Origin of the sequence: Mesobacillus subterraneus (genome assembly GCF_023715485.1) — a bacterium.
Taxonomy (GTDB): domain Bacteria; phylum Bacillota; class Bacilli; order Bacillales; family Cytobacillaceae; genus Mesobacillus; species Mesobacillus subterraneus_B.
The window spans coordinates 12,261-35,546 of the sequence record NZ_JAMBOF010000016.1; the positions used below are offsets into that span (position 1 = coordinate 12,261).

Here is a 23,286-nt window from a genome sequence, read left to right on the forward strand (position 1 = left end):
CTCCTTTTATTAAAAGTCTTTTAACTATATGATTCTACATTCAGAAGTTATGAATTCCTTGTTTTAAAAAGCAAGTAGATAAAGTACGGTGCACCGATGCTTGCCGTGAAGACACCTGCCGGAATTTCCAGCGGCGAAAATAAAGTCCGCCCGATTAAGTCGGCACCCATCACAAGGATCCCGCCAATTAACGCCGAAGCCGGCAGCAGCGCGCCAAAAGCGGAGCCAACCAATCTCCTGGCCATATGCGGAGCCATCAGCCCTACAAAGCCAATCCCTCCGCCAAAGGCAACCGCGCCTCCAATCAATCCGGTACTCACCATCAGCAGCAGGAAGCGATACCTTTGCACATTGCTGCCAACTCCCGTGGCGATTTCATCGCCCAGCTCCTGGATATTCACATTTCTCGCCAAAATGAACGCCGTAATAATCAAGAGAATCGTCCACGGAACAAGAATGGCGACATTTCCCCAGTTCGATCCGTACACTGTTCCCGTTATCCAAATATTCGCCTGGCTCGCCTGATAAATCGGCCCAAAGACCATCATTAAAGTCGTCAGCGCCTTCATCAGGCTGGCGATGCCAATCCCGATCAAAACAAGCCTGATCGGAGATACTCCACCTTTATACGCTAAAAAATAAACTAAGAAAGCAACGATCGCAGCACCAGAAAAAGCGGCAACTGGCATCCAGTTTATACTTACAGTCAGCGCGTTGTTTTTATCACTAAAAAATGCAAGAAAACCGACAACAGCTACAGATGCACCCCCGGTTATCCCGATTATATCGGGGGAGGCAAGCGGATTTCTGATGATCCCCTGTAAAATGCCTCCTGCGACTGCAAGGGCGATCCCAACCATCAGCGCCACGATGATCCGCGGCAGTCTCAGAGTTTGGATAACGAGCCTCTCCATATCAGATCCTCCACCGAAGAGCACCTGGATGACTCTAAGAGGGCTGATCTTCATTTCTCCCGTTCCGGTGCTGATGATAAAAACAGCAGCTGCTGCAGCCAGCAGAACGAGGAAAACGAACACTGCTTTTCGATCGATTAAATAAGAAACTTTCCCTTTAAATATCCGTAAATTCACATACTTTCCCATTATTTATTGAACCCCCTTCTAGCGATATACACGAAGAAAGGAGTTCCAATAATAGCGGTCATCACACCAACAGGCACTTCCTGGGGCATAATGACATATCGTGAGGCAATATCGGCCATTAACAGCAGCATACCGCCAAACAGCGCGGAAAAAGGAATGACCCAGCGATGGTCGATTCCGACGACCGCCCTTGTGAGATGGGGAATGACAATTCCTAAAAAGCCAATCGGCCCTGCTACCGCGACTGCCCCGCCTGATAATAAGACGACAATGATGCCGGCAGCGAGTTTTAACATGCCTGTTTTTAACCCCAATCCCTTTGCCACATCCTCCCCCATGGAGAGGACATTCATTTTACCGGCAATGGCCATCGCAAAAATCCAGCCAGCCGCCAGGTAAGGAAGGACCGCTAACAAGGTTTCCAGCTTTCGGCCTGATACTGAACCGGCAAGCCAGAATAGGACCTGTTCGAGAGCCGTTTCATTGATAACGAGAAATCCCTGCGTCATCGAGGAAAACATCGCGCTCATCGCAGCACCGGCGAGCGTCAGCTTCATTGGTGTTAATCCTTCACGGCCAATTGAGCTGATAATATATACAAATATAAAAGAAACAGCTGCACCCAGGAATGATACCCAGGTAAAAAACTGAAGATTACTTAATGAGAATAGGGAAACAGCGATTACGACCGCAAAGCCTGCTCCCGCATTGATCCCGAAGATTTCCGGAGCCGCAAGAGGATTATTCGTAAGAGTCTGCAGGAGTACCCCTGCAATCGCAAGGCTTGCCCCCACCGCTGCCGCTATTAAAGCACGCGGCAAACGTACAGACTGAATAATGATATGCTCATTAGAACCATCAAAGACGGTAAAAGCATCGATCGCCATTTTCCAGGTTGTGTTCGTATATCCGTATACAATGCTGAAACCCATCAATATTAATAGTAAGATTATGGCGAAAATTAAACCCGCCCATCTTTGGGTGCTGTTTTTTAATAGCATAATAAAAACCTTCCTACACATCATAAAATAAGGCTACTTTACAAGTTTCAGTCTATTGCACTATATACATGCTGTCAATGAGTTTGAGAATCATTTTCACTTAGATTGAGACTAAGTTCAAAAAACGGACATCATTTCTCAAAGGACTTTAGTTAATGTGACTATTAAAGAACATTATGGCGTTCACAAAACGTTCAATTTAACTGATAATCATTTTCAATTAATCGTTGACATCCTTCGAAAACCATTTTAATATAAAAGCAGCAAGTGATAATGATTATCATTTCCATTACATATTTGGAGGAAATAAACATGAGATTTAAACACCTATTATCATTACTAACCATTTTAACTTTGCTCTTTTTGGCCGCTTGCGGAAATACCAATAATGATGAGCAGTCAGCAGAAAAAGAAGATGAAGGAAAGAAAACAGAAGATACTAGCTACACAGTGGAACATGCAATGGGAACAACCACTCTAGAGAAAACTCCTGAGAAAGTCGTTATTTTAACGAATGAAGGAACCGAAGCACTTCTTTCCATGGGCGTGACTCCTGTAGGTGCTGTGCAGTCTTGGACTGGCAAACCTTGGTACGAGCACATCTCTAAAGAAATGAAGGACGTTCAGGTTGTTGGAACAGAAAGTGAAGTAAATATCGAAGCGATTGTTGCCCTGCAGCCTGATTTGATCATCGGAAATAAAATGCGCCAGGAAAAAATCTATAATCAATTAAATGAAATTGCCCCTACTGTTTTTGCGGAAACATTACGCGGAAACTGGAAAGAAAACTTTGAACTTTACGCTAAAGCTCTTAATAAAGAAGAAGAAGGCAAAAAGGTCATCGCTGACTATGATAAGCGTATTGAGGATATCAAGGGAAACCTTGGAGATAACCTAAGCCAGGAAGTTTCGATTGTCCGTTTCATGGCTGGTGACGTCCGTATCTATCATAAGGATTCCTTCTCGGGTGTCATCCTTGATCAAATCGGCCTTGCCCGTCCTGAAAGCCAGAATGTAGCCGATTTTGCTGAAAAGAACGCAACAAAAGAACGCATCCCGGCAATGGACGGCGATGTCATGTTCTACTTCACCTATGAAACAGGCGACGGCGAAGCAAGCCAGCTTGAAAAGGAATGGATTGAAGACCCGCTCTTCAAAAACCTGAAAGTTGCCCAGGAAGGCAAAGTATACAAAGTGGACGATACAATCTGGAACACAGCCGGCGGCGTCATCGCGGCAAATCTATTGTTGGATGACATCGAGGAATATTTAGTGAAATAAGAAAAAAGGGAATCTGGCACTCGAGTGTCGGATTCCTTTTTTTGTATCAAAATACCTTCACCTCTTTCTCCCCAAGAACATATAGTAAGAAAAATCCATATTTATGGGCTCCTGTCACGGTCAGTTTGTGAGGGTAGACATAATTGTGAGGTGGACACTATGAATGGCTTTAATTATCGACATCTGCCTGGGCCTTATTGGACAAAAGATACTCGAGTCGGGAGAATAAGAGTTACGACTGAACCAACTCCATTGCGAGTGGGAACGGAAAACCTGCCAAGAAGGAGACAATTATGGGTCGTGAATGATTCCTCTACTTATATTTATCATTCTTCTGACCCTGATTTTTCGATTGAAAAAGGAAATTATATCTTTAATACTCCAGCTGAAATCATTGTGTATGACCTGGACCCTGATGAGGATTTAACGATTTATGCCAGGACGAAAGAATATCCTGTCTCAATAAGAATTTTCGAGGTGGTTTAATTATGGCGCTGACAAGTATTCCATTTAGTGGCATGCCGTATTGGCTAGGTTTTGTTTTTGCGGGCCAGGCATTCACTCTTTCTCATCGGACCACCATTCCACCTGGACAGAGCCTCAACATTCAAATCACTACAGGCAAGGATACAATTACACATATCACCGATCGGAGAATAATAAGCCAGTCTGAACAATTGGGGATTAAGCTCTTAAAGAATCCCCGCTTTACTCACGGAAACAAAAAACTTCCGGCCATCAACCTTGATGACAGGTCAAAGATACAGGCAGCCACTTCTTTTTACGCAAATCCTGCCAATATCTATGGCGGAACGGTAATGGAAGAAACAATGATTCCGAGGTATGCCTATTCACAAGGCAGCGCTCCAATCGAATCCACATCCTACGAAAGAATACTTCAACTCGATAGCCATTATATTTTAATCATTCAAAATGAAGGAATATACCCAACAAACATCGCACTTAGCATGGCATTTTATGAGTCTGGCAATTAATAAATTGTTTCCATAAATAAGAGCCTATCCCACAGGATAAGCTCTTAATTTTACATATTGGTTTTCTTCAGGTTATCCCCTATATTTTATCGCTAACCCTTTTAAGAAATTGCGGGCAAATTTATCGCCGCATTCTTTGTAATTCTTGTGTCCCGGTTTCCGTAACAGTGCACCCAATTCCCCTTTTGTTACGGTGATTCCAGCTTTTGTAAAAATATCAAGCATATCCTCGCTTGTCAGTGCCAGGGCAATTTTCAGCTTCTTAAGAAGCATATTATTAATACTTTCATTAGTCAGCGCTGGAGTTTCGGGCTGTCCAGGTTTTGGATCTTGTTTTCCTCTTTTAAAAGTAATGAAGCCATTTAAAAATGACTCTAACATCCTATGATTGCACTTAATGTAATCTTCGTTTTCTTCTACATCAATCTCACCATAAACATCATCAGGTTTTTTGAGCATCTTCAGTACTTCTTCTTTAGTGACTTTAACGCCGCCGAGTTTGAAGATTTCAACCATATCGGTATTTTTGATATCCTGCGCGTATCTTAGTCGAATTAATATATCATTGTTCTCCATCTATAAACCTCCCATTACATTGCATATAAGGACTGCAGATTCACCTTTATGTATAATTTGCATCTTTAATATTATTAAAACACCTGTGCTCATTTTTTCTATCATTGAGCACAAGTATTATCCCACACGAACCCCTGCAATCCAAGCAATAATTAATGGGGAGCACCCTTTTTAAAAAATATCCGCTGAAAAAATTACCCCTTACCTGCCTGAAACCCAGGATATTGAGTCATGCCTCCATCAGCGAAGAGTGTTAGCCCCGTAACATAGCTGGCTTCGCTCGAAGCGAGCCAGACAGCGCACGCGGCAATTTCTTCTGGCTTGCCGATATAGCCCATTGGAATGAGCTCCACTACGCCTTTCTTCAATTCAGGATCATCAAATTTTTCAGCATTGATAGGTGTGTCGATCGCTCCCGGGGCAATGCAGTTCACACGAATTCCGTGCGGGGCGAATTCAAGCGCGAGCGTTTCGGTCATCAGCTTGACTCCGCCTTTACTGGCTGCATAATGGACGAAGTGCGGCCAGGGAATTTCCTGATGAACAGATGACATATTAATAATGGAACCTTTAATCTTATTCTCGAGCATATAGTCAATCGCTTCCCGGCAGCCTAAGAACTGTCCTGTCAAATTGGTTGAAATGACCTTATTCCAATCTTCGAGCGTGAGGTCCTCAGAAGGAACTTCATTTTCAATGCCGGCGTTATTGACCATGATATCCAATGAACCAAACGTGTTCACAGCATGGGCAATCATCCTTTTTATATCCTCTTCCTTCGTGACATCCCCCTGGATGGCACTTCCGCTTCCGCCTGCTTTTTCAATCGTCTCTATAATGCTCTGGACATCTTCATCCTCTTTAAAATAATTAATGACAACCTTCGCTTTTTCCGCGCCGAACCTCTCAGCCATCGCTCTCCCAAGTCCGGTTCCAGCTCCTGTAATGACTACAACTTTCCCTTCAAGATTTGGATACATTCCCATCGCTCCCTTATCTTTTTGTAACGCCCAATAATACGCCGCCCGCGATAATCAGCAAGCACCCAAGCAAAACCATCCAGACCTGTTTTTTACTCTTTCGTTCATTTAAAAAGAACAGCCCTCCGATGGTTGAGATGACAATCCCTGTCTGCGAAAGGGAAAAGCTTGTCGCAACGCCAATTTTTGGCAGAGCAAGTAAAAGCCCGAGATTTCCTGTACTCCATAGCAGGCCGGTCACAATATTTCGGACGGCATATTTGTTATATGGTTTATTGCGCATCGTCAGCAGCAAAGCACCCGTCAGCATCCCGATCGCCTGCGGCAAAATTGCTGCCCAGCCGTCAATATTAAACCAGCGGATCAATATGACATAACCGACAAAGCCAGCCGTCGACAGAAGCAAGACAAGGAATCCTTTTTTCAGACTCTTCGACTGCCCGCTGTCATTGCTTTGTTTGAGCGAGGTAAGCACTGCACCGGCAATAATCAGCGCAAGAGCACAGGTTCCAATCACGACGCTTGTTGTTGTTTCCCACTCCTTAAAAATAAACACGCCGAAAAACGTCGTGCCAATCAGCTGCAAGCCAGTCGACATCGGTGCGGTTTTCGCAACGCCTAAATAGCGGACGGCTCCAAACTGATTTTTCTGCCCAAGCGACCAAAACAAGCCTGAAATAAACCCGACGGTCCAAATAAGAGTCGACAAGTCCGGTCTCTTATAAATGAAAACCGCAATAGCAAATAACAATGCGCCGACTGTCGTTCCGAGTGTCTGGCTGTCTTCATCCCCGCCAAGCTTGTTGCTGACGAACACGATGCTGCCCCATGAAACAGCCGCGAGTAAGGCTAATAAAATTCCTGACATAGGCGATACCCCAATCTCATTTTTCCAAATTATGATATTAGATTGCGGTAATGAACAAAATCTTATTCTCTTATGGAATACGAAAGTGCTTAAAAAGGCTAATTTCTAAAAGACCAGGAATACTGCCCATAGCATAGCGGAAACAAAAAACCTCAGATGTTGAAGAGTATGGAAAACCCCAATTCACGAATATCGAATTCACGACAACAACTCGAGACTATGATTTTGGCAAGCTTCAAAATAATATTAGTAAATAATAAGAAATGCCGCCGGATGTGATAAACCGGCAGCATTTTTAATTACTTTTTTAAAACGCGCAAAATTACACAATTTACTTCCGAAGCAGCAAATAAATGAAGTATGGCGCACCAATCAGCGCAGTCATGATACCAGCCGGGATACCTTCTGGCTCAAGAATATTACGACCTATTGTATCAGCAAACAAAAGGAGCCAGCCTCCAATCAGCAGTGCGATTGGAAGATACAATTGATTTCTTGGCCCAATTAACGCCTTTGCCAAATGAGGCGCCATCAGCCCGATAAATGCGATTCCTCCTGTCACCGAAACGGCAGCTGCAGCCAGGGCAACCGCTGTCATTAGAAGCACGAGTCTCTCTTTTTCAATCGATAAACCGACACCTATAGCGACTGGATCGTTCAGGTTAAGAAGATTCAACCGATTTGCCTTATAGAGAATGAACGGAATTAAAACAGCTAGCCATGGCAGTATCGCCCATATATATGGCCAGTCTGCTCCCCATATATTACCGGCAAGCCATCTTGCAATGAAGTCTACTTTTTGGCGCTCTGCAGATGAAATAATTACTATCATCGCCCCTGATAAAGCCATGGAAAATCCAATTCCCACAAGAATCAATCTGACTGGCTGCAAGCCCAGGCCTTTTTTATACGAAAAGAGGTAGATGAGCATGGCAGTGAGCAATGCCCCAAGAAATGCAATGACAGGAAGCATGTAGGTAAACGATCCAGCATCGATTGGAAAATACAGAAAGAAGACCGCAATCCCTAATCCTGCTCCTGTGTTTATTCCGATTATCCCTGGATCTGCCAGATCATTTCTAGTCAGCCCCTGCAATACGGCCCCGGAAATAGCCAGTGCCATTCCAGCGAGAATGGTCACCACTATACGCGGCAGACGGATTGAAAACAGAACGAACTCTTCTTTAAATGTTCCCTCGCCAAAAATGGTTGGGATAATCCGATTATAGGACACGGATGAGTAGCCCAATCCAAGGCTCACAATAATGGTTAACACAATCAGCACTAGCAGCACACTTATGATGATTCTTTGTTTCTTCATGATTGAAGGATGAATCATACGATATTCCTCCCTCCTTTATGTACAACAAACAGGAAGAAAGGCAAACCCAGCATCGAAACAACTGCGTATATAGGCGTTTCATAAGGTGCATTGATGGTACGTCCAATAGTGTCAGCTAAAAGCATAAAGGATGCCCCGATTATAGCTGACATTGGCAGTACAAACCGATAGTCGGTGCCCACCACCATTCTGACTATATGCGGAATCATTAAACCAATGAATGCCATATTTCCAACAAGGGCAACCGATGACCCGGCAAGCAGTACGATTACAATAAATAAAACGAATTTAATCTGGCTGGTCTTTTGACCCAACCCAACAGCAACCTCTTCATTTAAGCTTAAAATCGTCAGTTGCCTTGCGAGATAAAAGGAGACTCCGATTCCAATGACGATAAACGGAATAATCACCTTGAGCTGGCTCCATGAAGTACCCATTAAGCCGCCAGCCGTCCACATGGATACATCCTTGGAGATTTTAAAATACAACCCTATTCCTTCTGCAACCGCATATAAAAATGCCGAAACCGCAGCTCCCGCCAGAACAATCCGCAAAGGAGAAAAGCCTCCCTTTTTCATCGCTCCAATACCGAACACCATGATCACACCTATTGCCGCTCCTATAAAGCAGGCAATGGTAATGGTCATATATCCAGCTCCCGGTATAAGAGCCATAGTCAAAGCTAAAGCAGCATTGGCCCCAGCCGTTAAACCCAGCAAACCTGGGTCAGCAAGCGGGTTCCTGGTCAGTCCTTGCATGATGGCACCTGAGACTGACAGGGCTGCACCGACTACAATTGCAGCTACTTCACGAGGCAGACGGATTTCACGAATCATTATAATAGTGTCAGTTTTCAAATTGGAAGTGAGGGAAAGCCAGATTTCTTTTATACTCGTATCCGCCGCACCAAAAACCATAGCAGCCATAAAAGAGCCTAACAAAAATAACAATCCTAATATGAACTTATACAGCAACGTAAGAGAGCTTTTCTGTTTCAATATGAACATCTCATCTTTCCGATAACAACAAGAGGAATTCTCTAAAAGAATCCCTCCTGTTATCTATTTGTTTAGAAATGATTTTTTAAAGAAATCAAGCTGATACTCAAGAGTTAGCGGGTCATTGAAGTAAAACTCTTTTGCATTCGCCTCAAACACACGATTGTTCTTTACAGCCGGGATATTTTTATATGTTTCTGTTTCCTGGAAGGAAGTATCACCTTCGGCATTTTTACTGAAGATTACGTAATCCCCGGCAAAATCCGATAGAACTTCTGGAGAAATCGCATAGTATCCCTGTTCAAGAGCCATCTCTTTAACTTTTTCAGGCATATTCAACTTCATTTCCTGATAAAGGATTTCGGTGCCCCTTGCCCAGTTGTCACCGAAAACGTATAGCTCTTTGTCGAAGTTTTCTATTACAGAAACCGTTGCGTCTTCGCCGATCTTTGCTTTGATTTGTTCACCTGCTGCTTTTGATTCTGCCTTAAAATTCTCAATCCAGCTTTTTGCTTCTTTTTCCTTGTTTAAAAGCTTACCAATTTCCAGGTGTTGAGACAGGTAATCCAGCTTTCCATATGTGAAAGTTACGGTAGGGGCTATTTCCTTTAATTTATCGACATTTTTAATGGTGGAAAGTCCGATAATCAGATCCGGGTCCAGCTCTATGATCTTCTCTAGGTTCTCATCTGTTACTTCTTCAACATCCTTCAATTTTTCGAACCGAGGATTCATCTTTGACCAAGAATCGACTCCAACCATTTTTACGTCGAGTGCCATTACATTGCCGGCAAACGATGAAAGGACAATGACTCTTTCTGGATTTGCAGGTACTTCTACAGGTCCGCTTTCAGCTTGATACGTGATTTTTTCAGGCTGCTCATCTTTCTTTTTGGCGCTTGATTTTTCATTTGATTGTCCTCCGCAAGCACTAAGAATGAGCACCAGCATAAGCAGATATGGCAGTAATTTTTTCATCTTTTTCTTCTCCCTTTAATAAGTTGTAAGTTATGCAAATCGGTTTGTTTGTGCGAGGATCCCTTCCAATTTCCGCATCAATCTGGAAAACTTCCTTCAGCACTTCCCGGTTTATTACTTCCTCATTTGTACCGGTCTTCACGACTTTTCCTGCTTTCATTGCCACAATGTGATCTGCAAAGCGGGCGGCCTGGTTCAAGTCATGCAGAACCATAACGATGGTACGCCCCTGCTCGCTATTCAGCTTTTGCAGGAGTTCCAGAATTTCAAGCTGATGGGACATATCCAGATATGTAGTCGGTTCATCAAGGAAAATCATTTCTGTTTCCTGAGCGAGCGCCAATGCGATCCAAACACGCTGCCTCTGGCCCCCGGATAATGAATCCACCGGGTCGTATTTATACCCTGCCGTTCCCGTTACTTCCATGGCCCAGTTTATAACGTCAACATCCTTTTTTGTCAGCCTCCCGAAGCCTTTTTGATAAGGGAACCGACCGTATGAGACTAGTTCTCCTACCGTCAGGCCGGCCGCACTTTCCGGAGTCTGAGGAAGGATCGCCATTTTTTTCGCGAGACTCTTGGTGTCTTCACCGGTGATACTTGCCCCATCCAGGACGATGGATCCAGATTGATGTGAAATGATTCGAGTCATTGCTTTTAATAACGTTGATTTTCCGCATCCATTGGGCCCAATGATCACAGTTATTTTTTTATCTGGAATTCCAATTGTCAAATTGTTTACAATTGCTCGTTCCCCATAATCAACTTGTAATTGATCTGTGTAAAGCCGAACCATTATCATGCCTCCCAAATTTTTAAAATTATAATTGATAATGATTATCAATATCGTTTATACTCATACTATAAAACTCTTTTATTATCCCGTCAATGAACATTTTGTGAAAAAGAAGGAATAAGGGGTGCTAACAATGCTCGATTTTGAAATATATGACCTTACGATTATTGGTGGAGGACCTGCTGGGCTTTATTCTGCATTTTACGGCGGCCTTAGGGAAATGAAGACGAAAATCATAGAAGCGCGGCCTGAATTGGGAGGGAAAATTCACGTCTATCCTGAAAAAGTTATATGGGATGTCGGGGGTATAGGACCTACCACAGGTGCAAGGTTAATGGAACAGCTTAAGGAACAGGCTTTAACTTTTAATCCTGATGTAGTATTGGGGGAAAAGATCGTTTCGATTTCTCGCAGCAAGGAAGGGTTCTTTATTTTAAAAGCCGAGTCAGGCATGACCCATTACTCGAAATCTGTCATTGTCGCCATTGGCTCCGGTATTTTAAAACCTCAAAAACTTAAACTCGAGGGCGCTGATCGCTTCGAGGTATCGAACCTGCACTACACGGTACAGTCACTTAAACAATTCAAAAACAGAACGGTAGTGATTTCAGGTGGAGGCAATTCGGCTATTGATTGGGCGAATATGTTAGAACCTGTTGCCAAAAAAGTTTACGTTGTTCATCGAAGAGATTCATTGACAGGCCATGAATCCCAGATATCGCAGCTGATGAACAGTTCGGTCAAATGCGTTTTCACCTCTTCGATAACTAGATTGATTGCTGGAAAGGAACTTAGTTCCATAGAGCATGTAGAAGTAACAAACAATGAAACGGGTGAGATTACTCTCATCCAGGTTGACAATGTCTTAGTCAACCACGGGTTTGACCAGGATGCTTCCTTACTGCAAAACAGCGAACTGGATGTTGATTTAATCGATCAATTCTTCATCGCCGGAACCCCTGCCAGTGAAACCTCTGTTCCTGGACTTTTTGCGGCCGGAGATATATTGAAGCACGACGGAAAAGTGAATTTAATCGCAGGTGCCTTCCAGGATGCAGCCAATGCCGTGAATAAGGCAAAACAATTCATAGAACCTGAAGCCGCATCGGCTGCAATGGTTTCGTCACATAATGAAGTATTCTCTAAAAGGAACAAAGAATTGATTATGCAAATGGTAAGGTGAATTAGCATTTGGCAAAGCATTATTCCTTTATGTCTAACGAAAAATTATATATGATCATTTGTAATAACTTAAAAGGTAGGGATATCGATGAATTATGTTTTGGAAACAACCACTCCTGAAAAAACAATCACACTGGATGCTGCGATTAATGGCCAGTACACCATGGTCGTATTTGTCCGCCACCTTGGCTGACCGGTTTGCAGAGCTTATCTTGCGCAGTTGCGCGAGCGAATCAGTGAAGTAGAAGCAAAAGGTTTTCAAGTCATTGCCATTGCCCCATCTAAAGGAACGTTTATCAAGCAATTCCTTGACCAGTTCGGACCCTTCCCATTCCTGATTTTCGGTGATCCTTCACGGAATGCTTATAAAGCCATGGGCCATAAAACAATGCCGAAATGGAAGCTGCTAGCCAAAGCGGGCTTCGGATTTGTCACTGGCCAAGTCAAAAATTTTATTCCTAAGAACGAAATGCAAAAGGAATTTGTTATGAAATCGATGAAAACACAGGACGTTTACATTCAGGGTGGCACGTGGCTCTTTTCAACAGAGGGGAAAATCTTGTGGAAGCATATCGATGAATCACCGGAGGACCACGCAAAGATCGATGATGTCCTGCGGCAAATGGGGCAATTTTAATTAGAAAAGCGGAGGAGCCTTGGTCAGCCCCGACAAGCGCTGGAGGGCCGACCGGTGAAGTCGTTCTTTGACTTCATTGGGCGGACCGAAGCGACTCGAGGGGCTAGGCGCTGGAGCTGGACATTTCTCGAAGTGAAATTTATCCTTTCTTATTCTCTCAAAAAAAAAAACGCTGATCAGCTTATCCCATGATCAGCGTTTCTTATTTTCTTCTTTATCTGAAGCTTGTTCAAAAAGTTGAGAAATGTAACCATTCAGCTCAAAACCATCTTCATTCATAAATTCTTTAATCTGTTTCATCATAATTACCTCCGAATTTTTATGTTGTTGATTATAGTATTCCCGCTCTAGCAAACTTTTATTCAACCAATTTATAGAAAGTTTGGCAGTCTATGAATAAAAGTTTTCATAAGAAGTTTGCCAGTCTATTAATCAGACGTCAGGAGGTGTTAAAAAGTTGCAAAATTTAAAATTATTTATTCAACTTCCACATGCTGTAGTTTAGCTGGAGGGCATAGGCAACCCAGATCACATATGGCACCATGATTCTGCCGGCTATTTTGTCTTTCTGATAGTATTGATAAGTGGTTAACGTGATCATGCCTAGCAGTAAGGCAATCTCCGCAAATGCCGCCCCGCGCAGCTTCCATTTGAAAAATAAGAATGACCAGAGGAAATTCAGCCCCAGCTGGACATCATACAGCGTGTTGGCCGTTGCTGTTGGTTTCTTTTTCATCGAAACACGGTAATTGGCGAGTCCCATCGTCGCGTAGAGGCCAGTCCAGACCACGGGAAAAACCCACGATGGCGGAGCATAATCCGGCTTTTTCAGCTTGCTGTAAATCTCTTTCGCATTCTTCGTCGCGATCATCCCAGTCACCATCCCGCCAACGACCGGAATCAGCAGCTCCTTGACCAGCTTGCCTTTATCCATTTTTCCATCAACTGATAAAATACTCATAATCTCACCCGCCTTTCTTATACTTTTTCCAAAATCTCAGTAAAAAAACACATTATATATATAAAGTAACGACAATAATCTGTAAAAAATAAATCAATGGGAACTTTTTTACATTGTGTTCGTAATAGTATTATGGAGGTGTTTGAAAATTAAAAAAATATTTAAGTATTCACGTTTATCAATGTCACTGCTTTTATTAGGAATTATTTTATTTCTTGCCGGCTGTTCTTCAGATGTAGAGTCCAAAACACAAGATCAGAGCATCACCACTATTAAAACTGTCCTGGAGCATCAGTTCACAGGACCAGATCAAGAATTTGTTGAGGGATTAGACAATACCGAAAAACTTGAGCAATATTATGAGGAACGCTATAAGGCATATTTTACTGATGAAATGGATAATAAATTCATTTCAGCCCATGCTTATGATTACCTCCTTATGGCACATAATAACGGTCAGCAAATAAAGGTGGATACAGTCAGTGTTGAACGCGAAAAATCCACAGAAGGTTCTTATTCTTTTAAAATGGCGGTCTTGTATGGAGAAGATGGAAGTAATCAAAAGTCTGCTGAAGTTTCAGGAAAAGTAATTTTCAATAAAGAAGGCAAAATAACTAGTATTAAATACTTAAATGATGGCGGATTATCAGAAGAGTTGAGTAATTCATGATGTTTAGTTCGCCTCTGTAAAAAAGGAAGCATGAGAATCTTCTTCCCATGCTTCCACAACATTTTATACCCCCGCACTCAGCCATACTTCCATCGCGGCCTCAAGCTCATTATTTAAAAACTGCTTTCTGCTGTACAACTCATTCAACTCTTCATAATCCTGTTTGATTCCCATGACTAAATCGAGCTCCGATATTTCTTTTTCAAGGCTTTCGATTTTCCTTAAAAGTTGTGCGGCAGGGTCCGCTTGTGGCTGCTGCACCTTCTCTTTTTTCTCTTTTAAAACTGGCGCCAGCTCGCCGATGGCCGCTTTCTCCCGCTTATAATCATCGTAATTCCCCTGATAACTATTCAGTCCAAAGTCTTCAACCGCAATCACACGCTCGCCGATTTTATTGATAAAATAGCGGTCATGCGAGATGAAGAATATCGTGCCTTTGAAGTCCTCCAGTGCGGCCTCGAGCGTTTCGATCGAATCGATATCAAGGTGGTTTGTCGGTTCATCGAGGATCAGCAAATTGATATCCTGGAACATCAGCATTGCCAGCTTGAGCCTGATTCGCTCCCCGCCTGACAGGAACTTCACCTTTTTGAAGACACTTTTTTTATAAAACATGAACTTCGCCAGGTATTCGCGTGCCTTCCCTTCGACGATTGAAATGCCTTCACGGAAGCACTCAAGAACCGTCAGTTCTTCATTTTCAAATTCAATCTTCTGCGGCAAATAAGCCGCCATCACATTCGCGCCTAACTCAACCACACCTGCATCCGGCTGCTCCTCGCCTAAAAGCATTTTAAGAAAGGTCGTCTTGCCACTGCCGTTCGGACCAACTATCCCCACTCTTTCACCGTAATGAATCATCAAATCGGCCCCGTCAAAAATCACCTTATCTTCATATCGCTTCGAAAGTCCAATCGCCTTGATCGTTTCCTTTCCAGACCGCATCGCATCGTTGAAATTCAGCCTCATATTCCGTCGCTCAAAAATCGGCTTATCAATGCGATCCAGTTTATCAAGCTTCTTCTGGATACTTGCCGCTCGCCTGAAGAACTTGTTGTTGTCCGCCCGCATCGCCCAGTCCCTCAGGCTCGTTACCTGCTTCTCCATGTTGTTGACCTTTTTTTGCTGCTCGCGGAAATGCTCATATTGGACACGCATATTCTCTTCTTTCTGGCTGATAAAAGCTGAATAGTTGCCCTTATAGCTAATCGATTCCATGTCCTCGATTTCCACGATTTTATTGACAACATTATCGAGGAAATAGCGGTCATGCGAGACAATCAGCACAATTCCTTTATAACCTTTCAAAAAGCCTTCAAGCCATTCGATAGAGTCCATATCCAGGTGGTTCGTCGGCTCATCGAGCAGCAGGATGTCCGGCTGGTGAATCAGAATCTTCCCTAGCCCAACGGTCGTTTTTTCTCCGCCGCTTAATAAGTCAAAATCCTTTTGCAAAAAGCTATCTGTAAACTTAAGACCGGTGCAAACCTTGCTTAATTTTTCCTCACGTTCATATCCGCCCTTAGCTTCAAACAAATTGACGATGTCACTGTACTTATTTAATGCTTTTTCCAGTGCCTCATCCTCTAAACTTTGCATTTGCCCCTCTAATTCACGCATCTGCTTCTCGATGCCATCGATTTCTTCAAATGCCAGGTTCAGCACATCAATCACTTTCAACCCTTCCGGATATGATGGCATTTGCTCGAGGTAGGCCATTGTCGCTCCCCGAGGCCTGTGAATCAGACCTTCATCATAACCAGGACTCGAAGTTTGCGGGTAACCCGGATAGTAATGCATCGGCTCGATCCCCGCAATCAGTTTCAGAATCGTACTCTTCCCGCTGCCATTCGCACCGACAATCCCAACCCGGTCCCCTTCAAAGGCCTCCAATGTAAAACTATTCACGACAAGCGTCGCTTCCATATATTTTTTAATACCATGCACTTTTAGTTCGAACATACTTAATTCCTTCTTTCATCCATAATGAAGCTACGCCTTTTATGGACAGCACAAAGAAGAACTCATTTACTATTTAATTTTCCGCCATAAAAAAAACCGTAAGAAGAAAGCTCTTCTTACAGTCTTGAATCCACCGATTTTCAGCACAAAAAAACCTGTGCCAAAACATACGTATCCCGATTCAGTAAAGTAAGTTTCCTTCTAATTGCCTCAATTCCATAAAGAGCATAACAAATAAACCTACATAAAATAGGTGTTTATATACTCAATACAAAACCCTTATTAATTTTCAAAAATTAATAAATTAGCAATTAGTTGGTTCCATAAACTTACTTTCCCTCCTCGAACATTTGCTTAATTATCTCACTTTTTCATAAATTTGTAAATTCAAATTTACCCTCTGAATTTTAAGGCCAATCCTTTCAGGCGAACTTATCACAGAAGCACAGGGACGTACCCTTTGCTTCTTTGGGTTCACCGTAAAACATCGCAATCCGGTAAAGCTTCTCATAATCGGAAGCATTAGATACATTCCTAAGCTTCCACTCAATCAAGCTCCCATAATCCAAGTTTCCCCTTGGCCGGAATAAAGGTTTCCAACATCTTCATATCCTGAACTTCCCAGACATAACCTCCCACTTTATAGTCACCCAAGAAATAGTCATTGCCTGATACCACCCTTCCATCTTCCAACACTGCCCGCGTATCTTTGTTTTCCGTTACCTTCAAACAATTTTCAAGCTTGCATATAGCAATGATCATGCCAGTTGGAAGATTCTCTATTGTGTATCCATGCTTTAAGAGCAGCGACTGGATTGCCACATGACTGCAGACAGCTTTATCTATTTTTTTGCTTGTATGGATCGCCAGCGGCCCGCGATACTTCGTACTCCATGACCTTGTTTCATATTGGGCCTCTCGAAGGACAAAAAGACTTGCCCAAGGCTGAATCATGGATAAAACCTTCATTCTAACAGCCTCCTGCCTATGAAAGCCTTTTTGTCTATAGCGTATCCCGGTAACCCAATATTATGAACGAAGGGCGAAAAGTTGGGACGCATGCGAGAAACAGTATGAAACCTTTAAATTTTTTGCGGCAAAAAAGCCTTATCCATCAAAAGGATAAGGCCCTGATCAATATAACTCAGGTGAAAACAAACATAAGTAAAAATTAATCCTACCCTTGCATCTTTTGCCCCTTCAGATTGGCTTCGAATAAATCGATGATTTCCAAGAACCGTTCCGCTTCCCTGAAAGTGTGATCAGCTAAAAGAGGATGGATATTACTTTTAATACGACACGCCTCGATTAATTCTCTGGCTGTTTTCTTGAAATCCCTCAGTGACGCAACCGATACTCTATTTTGATCCAGCATTTGATCCAGAATCGGCACTGTTTCTGATTGTGGCCGCATTGAATCTAAATCAACTGCCTGAAATACCAATTGATCAAAATCATGACTGAATTCCTTCGCCTGTTCGACGAGCTTTCTTTCCGAAGGATCTAAAAGGTGTCCGATAAATTTAGCGTGATCGGCCATTATTTTAAGGAAAAAGACATTCTCTGCGATAATTGACTCAGGCTCAGGGGCCAACTTCCCTGCATTCAGTTCTTTTAATCGATTAGCAAAATAAGCTGCTTCCCGGCTAATATGATCGATTAACAATGGGAAGTTATTGGAGCGAATTTCACACCGTAAAGTTAAACCCAAAACTTTTCTCTTGTAGGCCCAAATAGCAGCCGCTGCTTGATAAACCTCATTGTTAAACGCTTGAACTTGACGCAAATCTGAGTTTACCGAAAACCTGGCCAGTTTCTCCTCGATTCGTTCAAACAGTGCAATAAACTGCTGTGCCTCTGCAATCAACTGTTTCTGTTCATAGGTAAACCCCAAGCTTAGAAATAAGGCATGTTCTTTCATAATCCTTGACCAAAATGCAATTTCGTCTAATGACCGCGCAACAATTGGATTTGCCAATTCATCACCCCTTTATCAAACTCCGACACACCATATATATGATTTATTTTCAGCCCTTAGACTTTCGAAATAAATATGGCAAGCACAGCTGATGATTTGAGAGTCCGTAATGCAGCAGCTTTACCCCTATCTAAGAATGGAGACTACCTTTCTAAAGAAAAAAAAGCAGCCTAATCCATTACTGGATAAGACTGCTATAAATAAAACCAATGTGGCCTTCGGAACAATAATACTTGCTCATCATTCAAAAAATGTGATGACGACCATTAATGAAAACAAAATTGTTATATAGTTTACAGAATAGATAAAGTTCATATGAGCCCATTTAAGTTGATCTTTCATAAAATACCTGCTAATACTCATTCCCAGCCAGCCAACATTTAATAAGGTAGCTAAAAAAATAAATGGTGTTCCGAGCGATTCTAAAAAAAATGGCAGCGGAAGCAAGCAGCCTATATATAATACAATTTGCTTTTTTGTGTTACTAAATCCGCGCACGACCGGAAGCATAGCCACTCCTGCAGCTCTATATTCATCGCATTTCTTCATTGCAATCGCAAAGGTATGGGGCATCTGCCAAATAAATAAGATAAAAAACAATACAATTGGTACGATGTGAAGAGCTGAATCGATTGCTGCCCAGCCAATTAACGGAGTAACTGCTCCAGATACACTTCCAATTAGAGTATTGAATGTATATCTCCGCTTGGACCACATTGTATACAGAACAACATAGGTAAACCAGCCAGCAAGGGCATAAATTGTCGCTTCAACTGTTGTAAATAGTAAAAGGATAAATCCGATGATTGTTAAGATGATTCCCATTGTTAACACGACATTCAGCGTAATCGCACCTGTCACTGTTGGCCTTTTTTTCGTCCGATCCATTACAGCGTCGATATCAGCATCGTACCAATTATTAAGGACAAGGGCTCCGGCCATGACTAAGGTACTTCCAATAATCGTCAAGATCACAATATCTAATTTGTCTGTAATTGATGTATTTGTAAAATACATTGCTAACCATAGACCTGTAAAAACAGGCAGGACATTAGCAATTAGAACAATCGCTTTAAACAGGGACATTAAATCAGAGAGGAAGTTCGAACTGCTTTTTGTATTTAATTTTTGTTGAGATAGAATCATATGCTCACATCCATCCCCTAGAATTTTATCCATCTATCAAATAGTAATAGAATTCTGCGAATCCTATTTACTAGACTATTCACTTTTATTCATATTGTGAAGGATCTACTGCGAAAACATAGATCAAATAGATGACCATACAGATTGCCATCGTAATAAATCCCCACCCGAGGATAATTTGGTCAATGACTAAATAATTGTTGCACAGCTGGGCGTTTGATTGTATATACAACCACCCCATCCCGAGAAACATGACGGTAAACAGGGTTATGATATTGTTCTTCGCAGGCTTGCTAAGTTTTTTCCAGCTGTCACGAAGCGGGACTCCCGCCAAAAATGGCAAACTGATAAATTTAAATATCTCCACACTTTGTACGGTCAATGCTTCATCCATTGTACGCGGCAGCATCCAATATGCGATTATGATGATAAAGAGGAGTATTCCAGGTACTCCATTTTGATTATACTTAGCGAAAAATTGAGGAAACCGCTGCTGAAAAATACGTGCCATTAAAAAACCGGCAATGACTAACATTGGCATTTGCATATGCATGTGAACAATCATGACGGATTCCATTAAATTTGCAACCGGAGGAAGCATTAATCCGATTAAAAGGAAAAGGCCGAATAAAAATTGAGTCATCGTTTACTCCTCCTTGTCTGCTTCCATGATATTCACTAACTTATCCGCCGCTTCTGTTACCTTCGTAAAGTCCATGACATCTACTAAAGCTCCTTGTTGATCTACTAAATAGAAGGCTGAATTATGAGCGAAATTCCCATTACCATCTGGAATGACAATGACGCCGAACTTCTTTAGCAAGGTATCCAATTGTGCTTGCTCAGGGATTCTTGCCATTCTCCATGTCTCCCCATCACTTTTAAATAAATCCTTATACTTATCTAATGTGGCGGGGTCATCTCTAGCTGGGTCAAAGCTTATGCTTAAAAATACAATATCTTTGCCTAAATATTCACTTGGGATCAAATCATAAACTTGAGACATATTTTCTTCTAACTGAATACAAATAGTCGTACAGCCTGTATAAATAAATGTAATAAATACATATTTGCCTTTGAATTCAGAAATAGAATAAGTCCGCCCTTCACTATCCTCAAATGTTACATCAGGAAATTCTGGCTGATCCTCGATTAGCTTTGTCACTCGTGCCGATTCAGCTGTATACGCGGTAAATCCATCTGTCCCAACATAAAACAAAATTAGTCCAAACACCAAAACCAAGATACTAGAAACTTTAGTTTGCCGATTTTTGATCACGGAGATCACTTCCTATTTTATTTGGGGACTATTTTAATCCTGGCTGTTGATTTCCCACAGCCTATTTGAAAGAGATAGCTCAAAATCATGAGCTATCTCTCTAAAATAATTACCAGGTCTTAAATGGTGGTGATCCAGGAGGTGCATTCATAATCATATCAACAATTGGGAGGACATAGGCCATTGAAACAACGATTAACATGAGGATGACCCAGACACCCCAGCGTTCTGTCCAATATGGAGTTTTTTCTGCTCCTGCTTCCTCTTCTGCAATTGGAAACTCTGTTACTCCTTTTGGTGCGAAGAACATGAGATTAAATACTGCATACACTTGCAGAATGACGGCAATAAGCAATAATGTTGCTCCGATACCTACGGCTGCCATATATGGATTCCATCCAAGTGTTTCTGCGAAGTTCCCATAAGTTGTAAAAGAAGTTCTTCGCGGTGAACCGAATAGTCCCACAATGTGCATAGAAATTGCCATGATCACCATACCAATTGTCCAAACAATCGTTTGAATCACACCTAATCTGTTCATTGCTGGTGTTAATACTCGTTTTGAAAGATATGGAACTAACCAGTAACTAATGCCGAAGAATGTCATGATCACTGACATACCTAGTGTTATATGGAAATGCCCAACAACCCACATCGTATTATGGACAACCTGGTCTAATTGGTTTGTACTTTGGGCAATACCGCCTGCTCCAGCTGGGATGAAGGCCACCATCGCGATAAATGGAGCCAGGAAGCGAACATCTCCCCATGGCATTTTTTTATACCAGCCAACTAAGCCTTTTCCACCCTTCGCTCTTGCCGTACGTTCAAACACCCTAAACATAGCGTAAGCAGTCATTAATGAAGGAAATCCGATTGCCAGGCTCATGAATACATGCATATATTTGATAGATTCAGAGATACCAGGGTCAATGATCTGATGGTGAAAACCACCCGTAATGTTCATAATCACTAAAGGAATGACAACCATGCGAGTTAAAAGATCACTCCATCGGTTGCCGCCGATTATTTTTGGTATGATGACATACCAGGCGGATACGGCTGTTAAATACCAAATGTTTACGGCTGTATGCCCAAACGCCCAGAATAGTGTACGGGCGAGCAATACGTTTATGCCATCTACCCATCCAAGTGTCCAAGGAATGATCATGAAAATGACTTCAACCGCAACAAATGCCGTTGCGCCAACTAATAAGACAAAGACGCCAGTTGCAAAGAAAGCCAGAATCGGAAGATGTTCTCCCTTGTGATTCCTTCTCCAATTCGCGACTTGTGTAAATGCTCCAAATGAGAGCATCCATACACCTAATACAATAAAGACTAAACCAAAGTAAAACATTGGGGACGCGGCCATTGGCGGATAGAAGGTATACATAACTGAAGCTTCATTCCTTAAAATCGGAATGACTGCCAATACAAAACCGAAAATCTTCATCCAAAAGCCAATCCATGCCATCTTCCTTACTTTAGGCAGTAATCCTCCTAATGTATGTGAGAGTCCGGCATAAAAATAACCAATTGTGAAAAATGCTGATAATACAACGACTAGTAATATTCCATGAGCTGTCAGTACTTGATAATAGTTAAGCCATGGCGGCAATTGCAGGACACCAGCACGATTCAACCCTTGCAACAATCCAAGAAAACCGCCCAGCAGTAATGCGATAAAAGCTACAGCTAAATATGATTTCGATATTCTGGCATCTTCAAGGCTGATCCCTAATACTTGATTTGTTTTTTGTTTAAATGATGTTGTTTTTAATGCAGGCTGCACTTTCATTCCCCCCTTTTATTTAACGATGATTTTTGTACTCATTGCTTGATGTCCCGCGCCACAATATTCATTACACAACACCAAATATTCTCCCGGTTCATCAAACTTTTGCGATATCTTTTGGATATGCCCCGGCATAACCATTGCGTTTAAATTCGTATTTGCCACTTGGAATCCATGAACAACGTCTTTTGAAGTCAACGTGAAATGGACAGTGGAACCTGCCGGTACTTCAATTTCCATTGGTGTAAAGCTAAACACCTGCAGTGTCATGACGACTTCATATTCATTTTCGCCAATTTGCTTAATCCCAGGCTGGTCAAACGGAGCCGTTTGATCGACCTTTTTCGGGTCAATCGTTTCTTTATGACTTGGCGGCCCCATTCCCAGTGCAACTGCTTGATATCCTGTAAAAATCATAAATCCCATAATCATCCCAAAGCTTAAAAATAGCCAGATTTTTTCATCCAAATGCATCTTCATCGTCGCTCCCCCTCCTATACCCTCGCCATATATAATCCGAATAACACAAAGTACGTAGCAAGAATGACTGCTCCTACAACTCCAACTGAAATCCAGGTGCCTATCTTAGATGTTGCGTCAACAGGAACATTAACATTTTCGTCCTGCACTTCTTGATGAGTATTCACTTCCGTCCCTTTCATTGAAATCCCCCCTTTGCTTTCTTACCCTCATCATAATTGCGAATGATTATCAATGTAGTGAGGCAAATCACATATAAAACCCCTGGGAGTAAT

Annotated in this window: 24 protein-coding genes and 1 pseudogene; 6 read left to right on the top strand and 19 right to left on the bottom strand. The window is 42.2% G+C overall.

The genetic code is table 11. From position 1 onward, the window contains the following. Positions 1 to 47: 47 nt before the first annotated feature. Positions 48 to 1,103, bottom strand: a complete 1,056-nt coding sequence (locus tag M3204_RS18860) for a FecCD family ABC transporter permease (protein WP_251486027.1) — start codon at positions 1,101 to 1,103, stop codon at positions 48 to 50. Continuing rightward, positions 1,103 to 2,104, bottom strand: a complete 1,002-nt coding sequence (locus M3204_RS18865; RefSeq protein ID WP_251486030.1) for a FecCD family ABC transporter permease — start codon at positions 2,102 to 2,104, stop codon at positions 1,103 to 1,105. Before M3204_RS18865 ends, M3204_RS18860 begins: the two co-directional genes overlap by 1 nt. A 312-nt stretch (positions 2,105 to 2,416) precedes the next feature. Between M3204_RS18865 and M3204_RS18870 the strand changes: the two genes are divergently transcribed. From M3204_RS18870 to M3204_RS18880, 3 genes are all read left to right on the top strand, one after another. Then, on the top strand, positions 2,417 to 3,385 hold the full coding sequence (locus tag M3204_RS18870) for an ABC transporter substrate-binding protein (protein ID WP_251486033.1): 969 nt from the start codon (positions 2,417 to 2,419) through the stop codon (positions 3,383 to 3,385). Between the two features lie 159 nt (positions 3,386 to 3,544). Continuing rightward, positions 3,545 to 3,871, top strand: a complete 327-nt coding sequence (locus tag M3204_RS18875) for a hypothetical protein (RefSeq protein WP_251486037.1) — start codon at positions 3,545 to 3,547, stop codon at positions 3,869 to 3,871. Between the two features lie 2 nt (positions 3,872 to 3,873). Further along, positions 3,874 to 4,380 carry a hypothetical protein gene (locus M3204_RS18880; protein WP_251486040.1) on the top strand — a complete coding sequence of 169 codons (507 nt, stop codon included), beginning with the start codon at positions 3,874 to 3,876 and terminating at the stop codon, positions 4,378 to 4,380. Between the two features lie 72 nt (positions 4,381 to 4,452). Here the strand turns inward: M3204_RS18880 and M3204_RS18885 are convergent, their stop codons facing one another. The 7 genes from M3204_RS18885 to M3204_RS18915 form a co-directional block, all read right to left on the bottom strand. Next, the gene (locus tag M3204_RS18885; RefSeq protein ID WP_251486043.1) at positions 4,453 to 4,956 is read right to left on the bottom strand and encodes a DUF1456 family protein; all 504 of its coding nucleotides are present in this window, start codon (positions 4,954 to 4,956) and stop codon (positions 4,453 to 4,455) included. Between the two features lie 194 nt (positions 4,957 to 5,150). Further along, positions 5,151 to 5,936: a glucose-1-dehydrogenase gene (locus M3204_RS18890; RefSeq protein ID WP_251486046.1), complete on the bottom strand. Its 786-nt coding sequence runs from the start codon at positions 5,934 to 5,936 to the stop codon at positions 5,151 to 5,153. 13 nt (positions 5,937 to 5,949) lie between these two features. Continuing rightward, positions 5,950 to 6,804 (bottom strand): GRP family sugar transporter, encoded by an 855-nt coding sequence (locus tag M3204_RS18895; protein WP_251486077.1) that lies wholly within the window; start codon positions 6,802 to 6,804, stop codon positions 5,950 to 5,952. A 331-nt stretch (positions 6,805 to 7,135) separates the two neighbouring features. After that, positions 7,136 to 8,143, bottom strand: coding sequence for a FecCD family ABC transporter permease (locus tag M3204_RS18900; RefSeq protein ID WP_251486080.1), 1,008 nt, complete (start codon positions 8,141 to 8,143; stop codon positions 7,136 to 7,138). Further along, positions 8,140 to 9,120: a FecCD family ABC transporter permease gene (locus M3204_RS18905; protein ID WP_435367743.1), complete on the bottom strand. Its 981-nt coding sequence runs from the start codon at positions 9,118 to 9,120 to the stop codon at positions 8,140 to 8,142. The genes M3204_RS18900 and M3204_RS18905 overlap by 4 nt, the downstream gene beginning before the upstream one ends. 87 nt (positions 9,121 to 9,207) lie before the next feature. After that, positions 9,208 to 10,122 carry an iron-hydroxamate ABC transporter substrate-binding protein gene (locus tag M3204_RS18910; RefSeq protein ID WP_251486099.1) on the bottom strand — a complete coding sequence of 305 codons (915 nt, stop codon included), beginning with the start codon at positions 10,120 to 10,122 and terminating at the stop codon, positions 9,208 to 9,210. Next, positions 10,076 to 10,918, bottom strand: coding sequence for an ABC transporter ATP-binding protein (locus M3204_RS18915; protein WP_251486104.1), 843 nt, complete (start codon positions 10,916 to 10,918; stop codon positions 10,076 to 10,078). The genes M3204_RS18910 and M3204_RS18915 overlap by 47 nt, the downstream gene beginning before the upstream one ends. A gap of 133 nt (positions 10,919 to 11,051) precedes the next feature. On the opposite strand from M3204_RS18915, the gene M3204_RS18920 reads away from it, so the two are divergent. Beyond that, positions 11,052 to 12,101 (top strand): NAD(P)/FAD-dependent oxidoreductase, encoded by a 1,050-nt coding sequence (locus M3204_RS18920; RefSeq protein WP_251486107.1) that lies wholly within the window; start codon positions 11,052 to 11,054, stop codon positions 12,099 to 12,101. Positions 12,102 to 12,305: 204 nt separating this feature from the next. Then, a pseudogene (locus M3204_RS18925) lies at positions 12,306 to 12,737 on the top strand (peroxiredoxin-like family protein); the annotation flags it as partial. A 472-nt stretch (positions 12,738 to 13,209) separates the two neighbouring features. Here the strand turns inward: M3204_RS18925 and M3204_RS18930 are convergent. Further along, on the bottom strand, positions 13,210 to 13,698 hold the full coding sequence (locus M3204_RS18930) for a TspO/MBR family protein (RefSeq protein WP_251486112.1): 489 nt from the start codon (positions 13,696 to 13,698) through the stop codon (positions 13,210 to 13,212). 142 nt (positions 13,699 to 13,840) lie between these two features. Here M3204_RS18930 and M3204_RS18935 point away from each other — a divergent pair, with 142 nt between their 5' ends. Further along, positions 13,841 to 14,368 (top strand): hypothetical protein, encoded by a 528-nt coding sequence (locus tag M3204_RS18935; RefSeq protein WP_251486115.1) that lies wholly within the window; start codon positions 13,841 to 13,843, stop codon positions 14,366 to 14,368. A gap of 63 nt (positions 14,369 to 14,431) precedes the next feature. Here M3204_RS18935 and abc-f read toward each other — a convergent pair whose 3' ends face one another. The 9 genes from abc-f to M3204_RS18980 all read right to left on the bottom strand — a co-directional run bounded on the left by abc-f (position 14,432) and on the right by M3204_RS18980 (position 23,193). Continuing rightward, positions 14,432 to 16,330, bottom strand: a complete 1,899-nt coding sequence (gene abc-f / locus M3204_RS18940) for a ribosomal protection-like ABC-F family protein (RefSeq protein ID WP_251486118.1) — start codon at positions 16,328 to 16,330, stop codon at positions 14,432 to 14,434. Between the two features lie 546 nt (positions 16,331 to 16,876). Then, a complete protein-coding gene (locus M3204_RS18945; RefSeq protein ID WP_251486123.1) occupies positions 16,877 to 17,299 on the bottom strand; it encodes an ASCH domain-containing protein in 423 nt (140 codons plus the stop codon). Between the two features lie 208 nt (positions 17,300 to 17,507). Beyond that, complete coding sequence (locus M3204_RS18950; RefSeq protein ID WP_251486126.1) at positions 17,508 to 18,308, bottom strand: DUF2935 domain-containing protein; 801 nt, start codon at positions 18,306 to 18,308, stop codon at positions 17,508 to 17,510. A 240-nt stretch (positions 18,309 to 18,548) separates the two neighbouring features. Beyond that, complete coding sequence (gene cyoE, locus M3204_RS18955; RefSeq protein ID WP_251486128.1) at positions 18,549 to 19,454, bottom strand: heme o synthase; 906 nt, start codon at positions 19,452 to 19,454, stop codon at positions 18,549 to 18,551. A gap of 85 nt (positions 19,455 to 19,539) precedes the next feature. Continuing rightward, positions 19,540 to 20,097, bottom strand: coding sequence for a hypothetical protein (locus M3204_RS18960; protein ID WP_251486131.1), 558 nt, complete (start codon positions 20,095 to 20,097; stop codon positions 19,540 to 19,542). Positions 20,098 to 20,100: 3 nt separating this feature from the next. Further along, a complete protein-coding gene (locus M3204_RS18965) occupies positions 20,101 to 20,733 on the bottom strand; it encodes an SCO family protein (RefSeq protein WP_251486134.1) in 633 nt (210 codons plus the stop codon). Positions 20,734 to 20,842: 109 nt separating this feature from the next. Then, positions 20,843 to 22,528: a cbb3-type cytochrome c oxidase subunit I gene (locus M3204_RS18970; protein ID WP_251486137.1), complete on the bottom strand. Its 1,686-nt coding sequence runs from the start codon at positions 22,526 to 22,528 to the stop codon at positions 20,843 to 20,845. A 15-nt stretch (positions 22,529 to 22,543) separates the two neighbouring features. Beyond that, a complete protein-coding gene (locus M3204_RS18975; protein ID WP_251486139.1) occupies positions 22,544 to 23,011 on the bottom strand; it encodes a cytochrome c oxidase subunit II in 468 nt (155 codons plus the stop codon). Positions 23,012 to 23,025: 14 nt separating this feature from the next. Continuing rightward, the gene (locus M3204_RS18980; RefSeq protein WP_251486142.1) at positions 23,026 to 23,193 is read right to left on the bottom strand and encodes a hypothetical protein; all 168 of its coding nucleotides are present in this window, start codon (positions 23,191 to 23,193) and stop codon (positions 23,026 to 23,028) included. Positions 23,194 to 23,286 lie beyond the last annotated feature (93 nt).

Bases quoted from the DNA above. Each gene is read 5' to 3' on its own strand.
- M3204_RS18860 (WP_251486027.1), bottom strand. From the start codon at position 1,103: ATGGGAAAGTATGTGAATTTACGGATATTTAAAGGGAAAGTTTCTTAT.
- M3204_RS18865 (WP_251486030.1), bottom strand. From the start codon at position 2,104: ATGCTATTAAAAAACAGCACCCAAAGATGGGCGGGTTTAATTTTCGCC.
- M3204_RS18870 (WP_251486033.1), top strand. From the start codon at position 2,417: ATGAGATTTAAACACCTATTATCATTACTAACCATTTTAACTTTGCTC.
- M3204_RS18875 (WP_251486037.1), top strand. From the start codon at position 3,545: ATGAATGGCTTTAATTATCGACATCTGCCTGGGCCTTATTGGACAAAA.
- M3204_RS18880 (WP_251486040.1), top strand. From the start codon at position 3,874: ATGGCGCTGACAAGTATTCCATTTAGTGGCATGCCGTATTGGCTAGGT.
- M3204_RS18885 (WP_251486043.1), bottom strand. From the start codon at position 4,956: ATGGAGAACAATGATATATTAATTCGACTAAGATACGCGCAGGATATC.
- M3204_RS18890 (WP_251486046.1), bottom strand. From the start codon at position 5,936: ATGTATCCAAATCTTGAAGGGAAAGTTGTAGTCATTACAGGAGCTGGA.
- M3204_RS18895 (WP_251486077.1), bottom strand. From the start codon at position 6,804: ATGTCAGGAATTTTATTAGCCTTACTCGCGGCTGTTTCATGGGGCAGC.
- M3204_RS18900 (WP_251486080.1), bottom strand. From the start codon at position 8,143: ATGATTCATCCTTCAATCATGAAGAAACAAAGAATCATCATAAGTGTG.
- M3204_RS18910 (WP_251486099.1), bottom strand. From the start codon at position 10,122: ATGAAAAAATTACTGCCATATCTGCTTATGCTGGTGCTCATTCTTAGT.
- M3204_RS18915 (WP_251486104.1), bottom strand. From the start codon at position 10,918: ATGGTTCGGCTTTACACAGATCAATTACAAGTTGATTATGGGGAACGA.
- M3204_RS18920 (WP_251486107.1), top strand. From the start codon at position 11,052: ATGCTCGATTTTGAAATATATGACCTTACGATTATTGGTGGAGGACCT.
- M3204_RS18930 (WP_251486112.1), bottom strand. From the start codon at position 13,698: ATGAGTATTTTATCAGTTGATGGAAAAATGGATAAAGGCAAGCTGGTC.
- abc-f (WP_251486118.1), bottom strand. From the start codon at position 16,330: ATGTTCGAACTAAAAGTGCATGGTATTAAAAAATATATGGAAGCGACG.
- M3204_RS18945 (WP_251486123.1), bottom strand. From the start codon at position 17,299: ATGAAGGTTTTATCCATGATTCAGCCTTGGGCAAGTCTTTTTGTCCTT.
- cyoE (WP_251486128.1), bottom strand. From the start codon at position 19,454: ATGATTCTATCTCAACAAAAATTAAATACAAAAAGCAGTTCGAACTTC.
- M3204_RS18960 (WP_251486131.1), bottom strand. From the start codon at position 20,097: ATGACTCAATTTTTATTCGGCCTTTTCCTTTTAATCGGATTAATGCTT.
- M3204_RS18975 (WP_251486139.1), bottom strand. From the start codon at position 23,011: ATGAAGATGCATTTGGATGAAAAAATCTGGCTATTTTTAAGCTTTGGG.
- M3204_RS18980 (WP_251486142.1), bottom strand. From the start codon at position 23,193: ATGAAAGGGACGGAAGTGAATACTCATCAAGAAGTGCAGGACGAAAAT.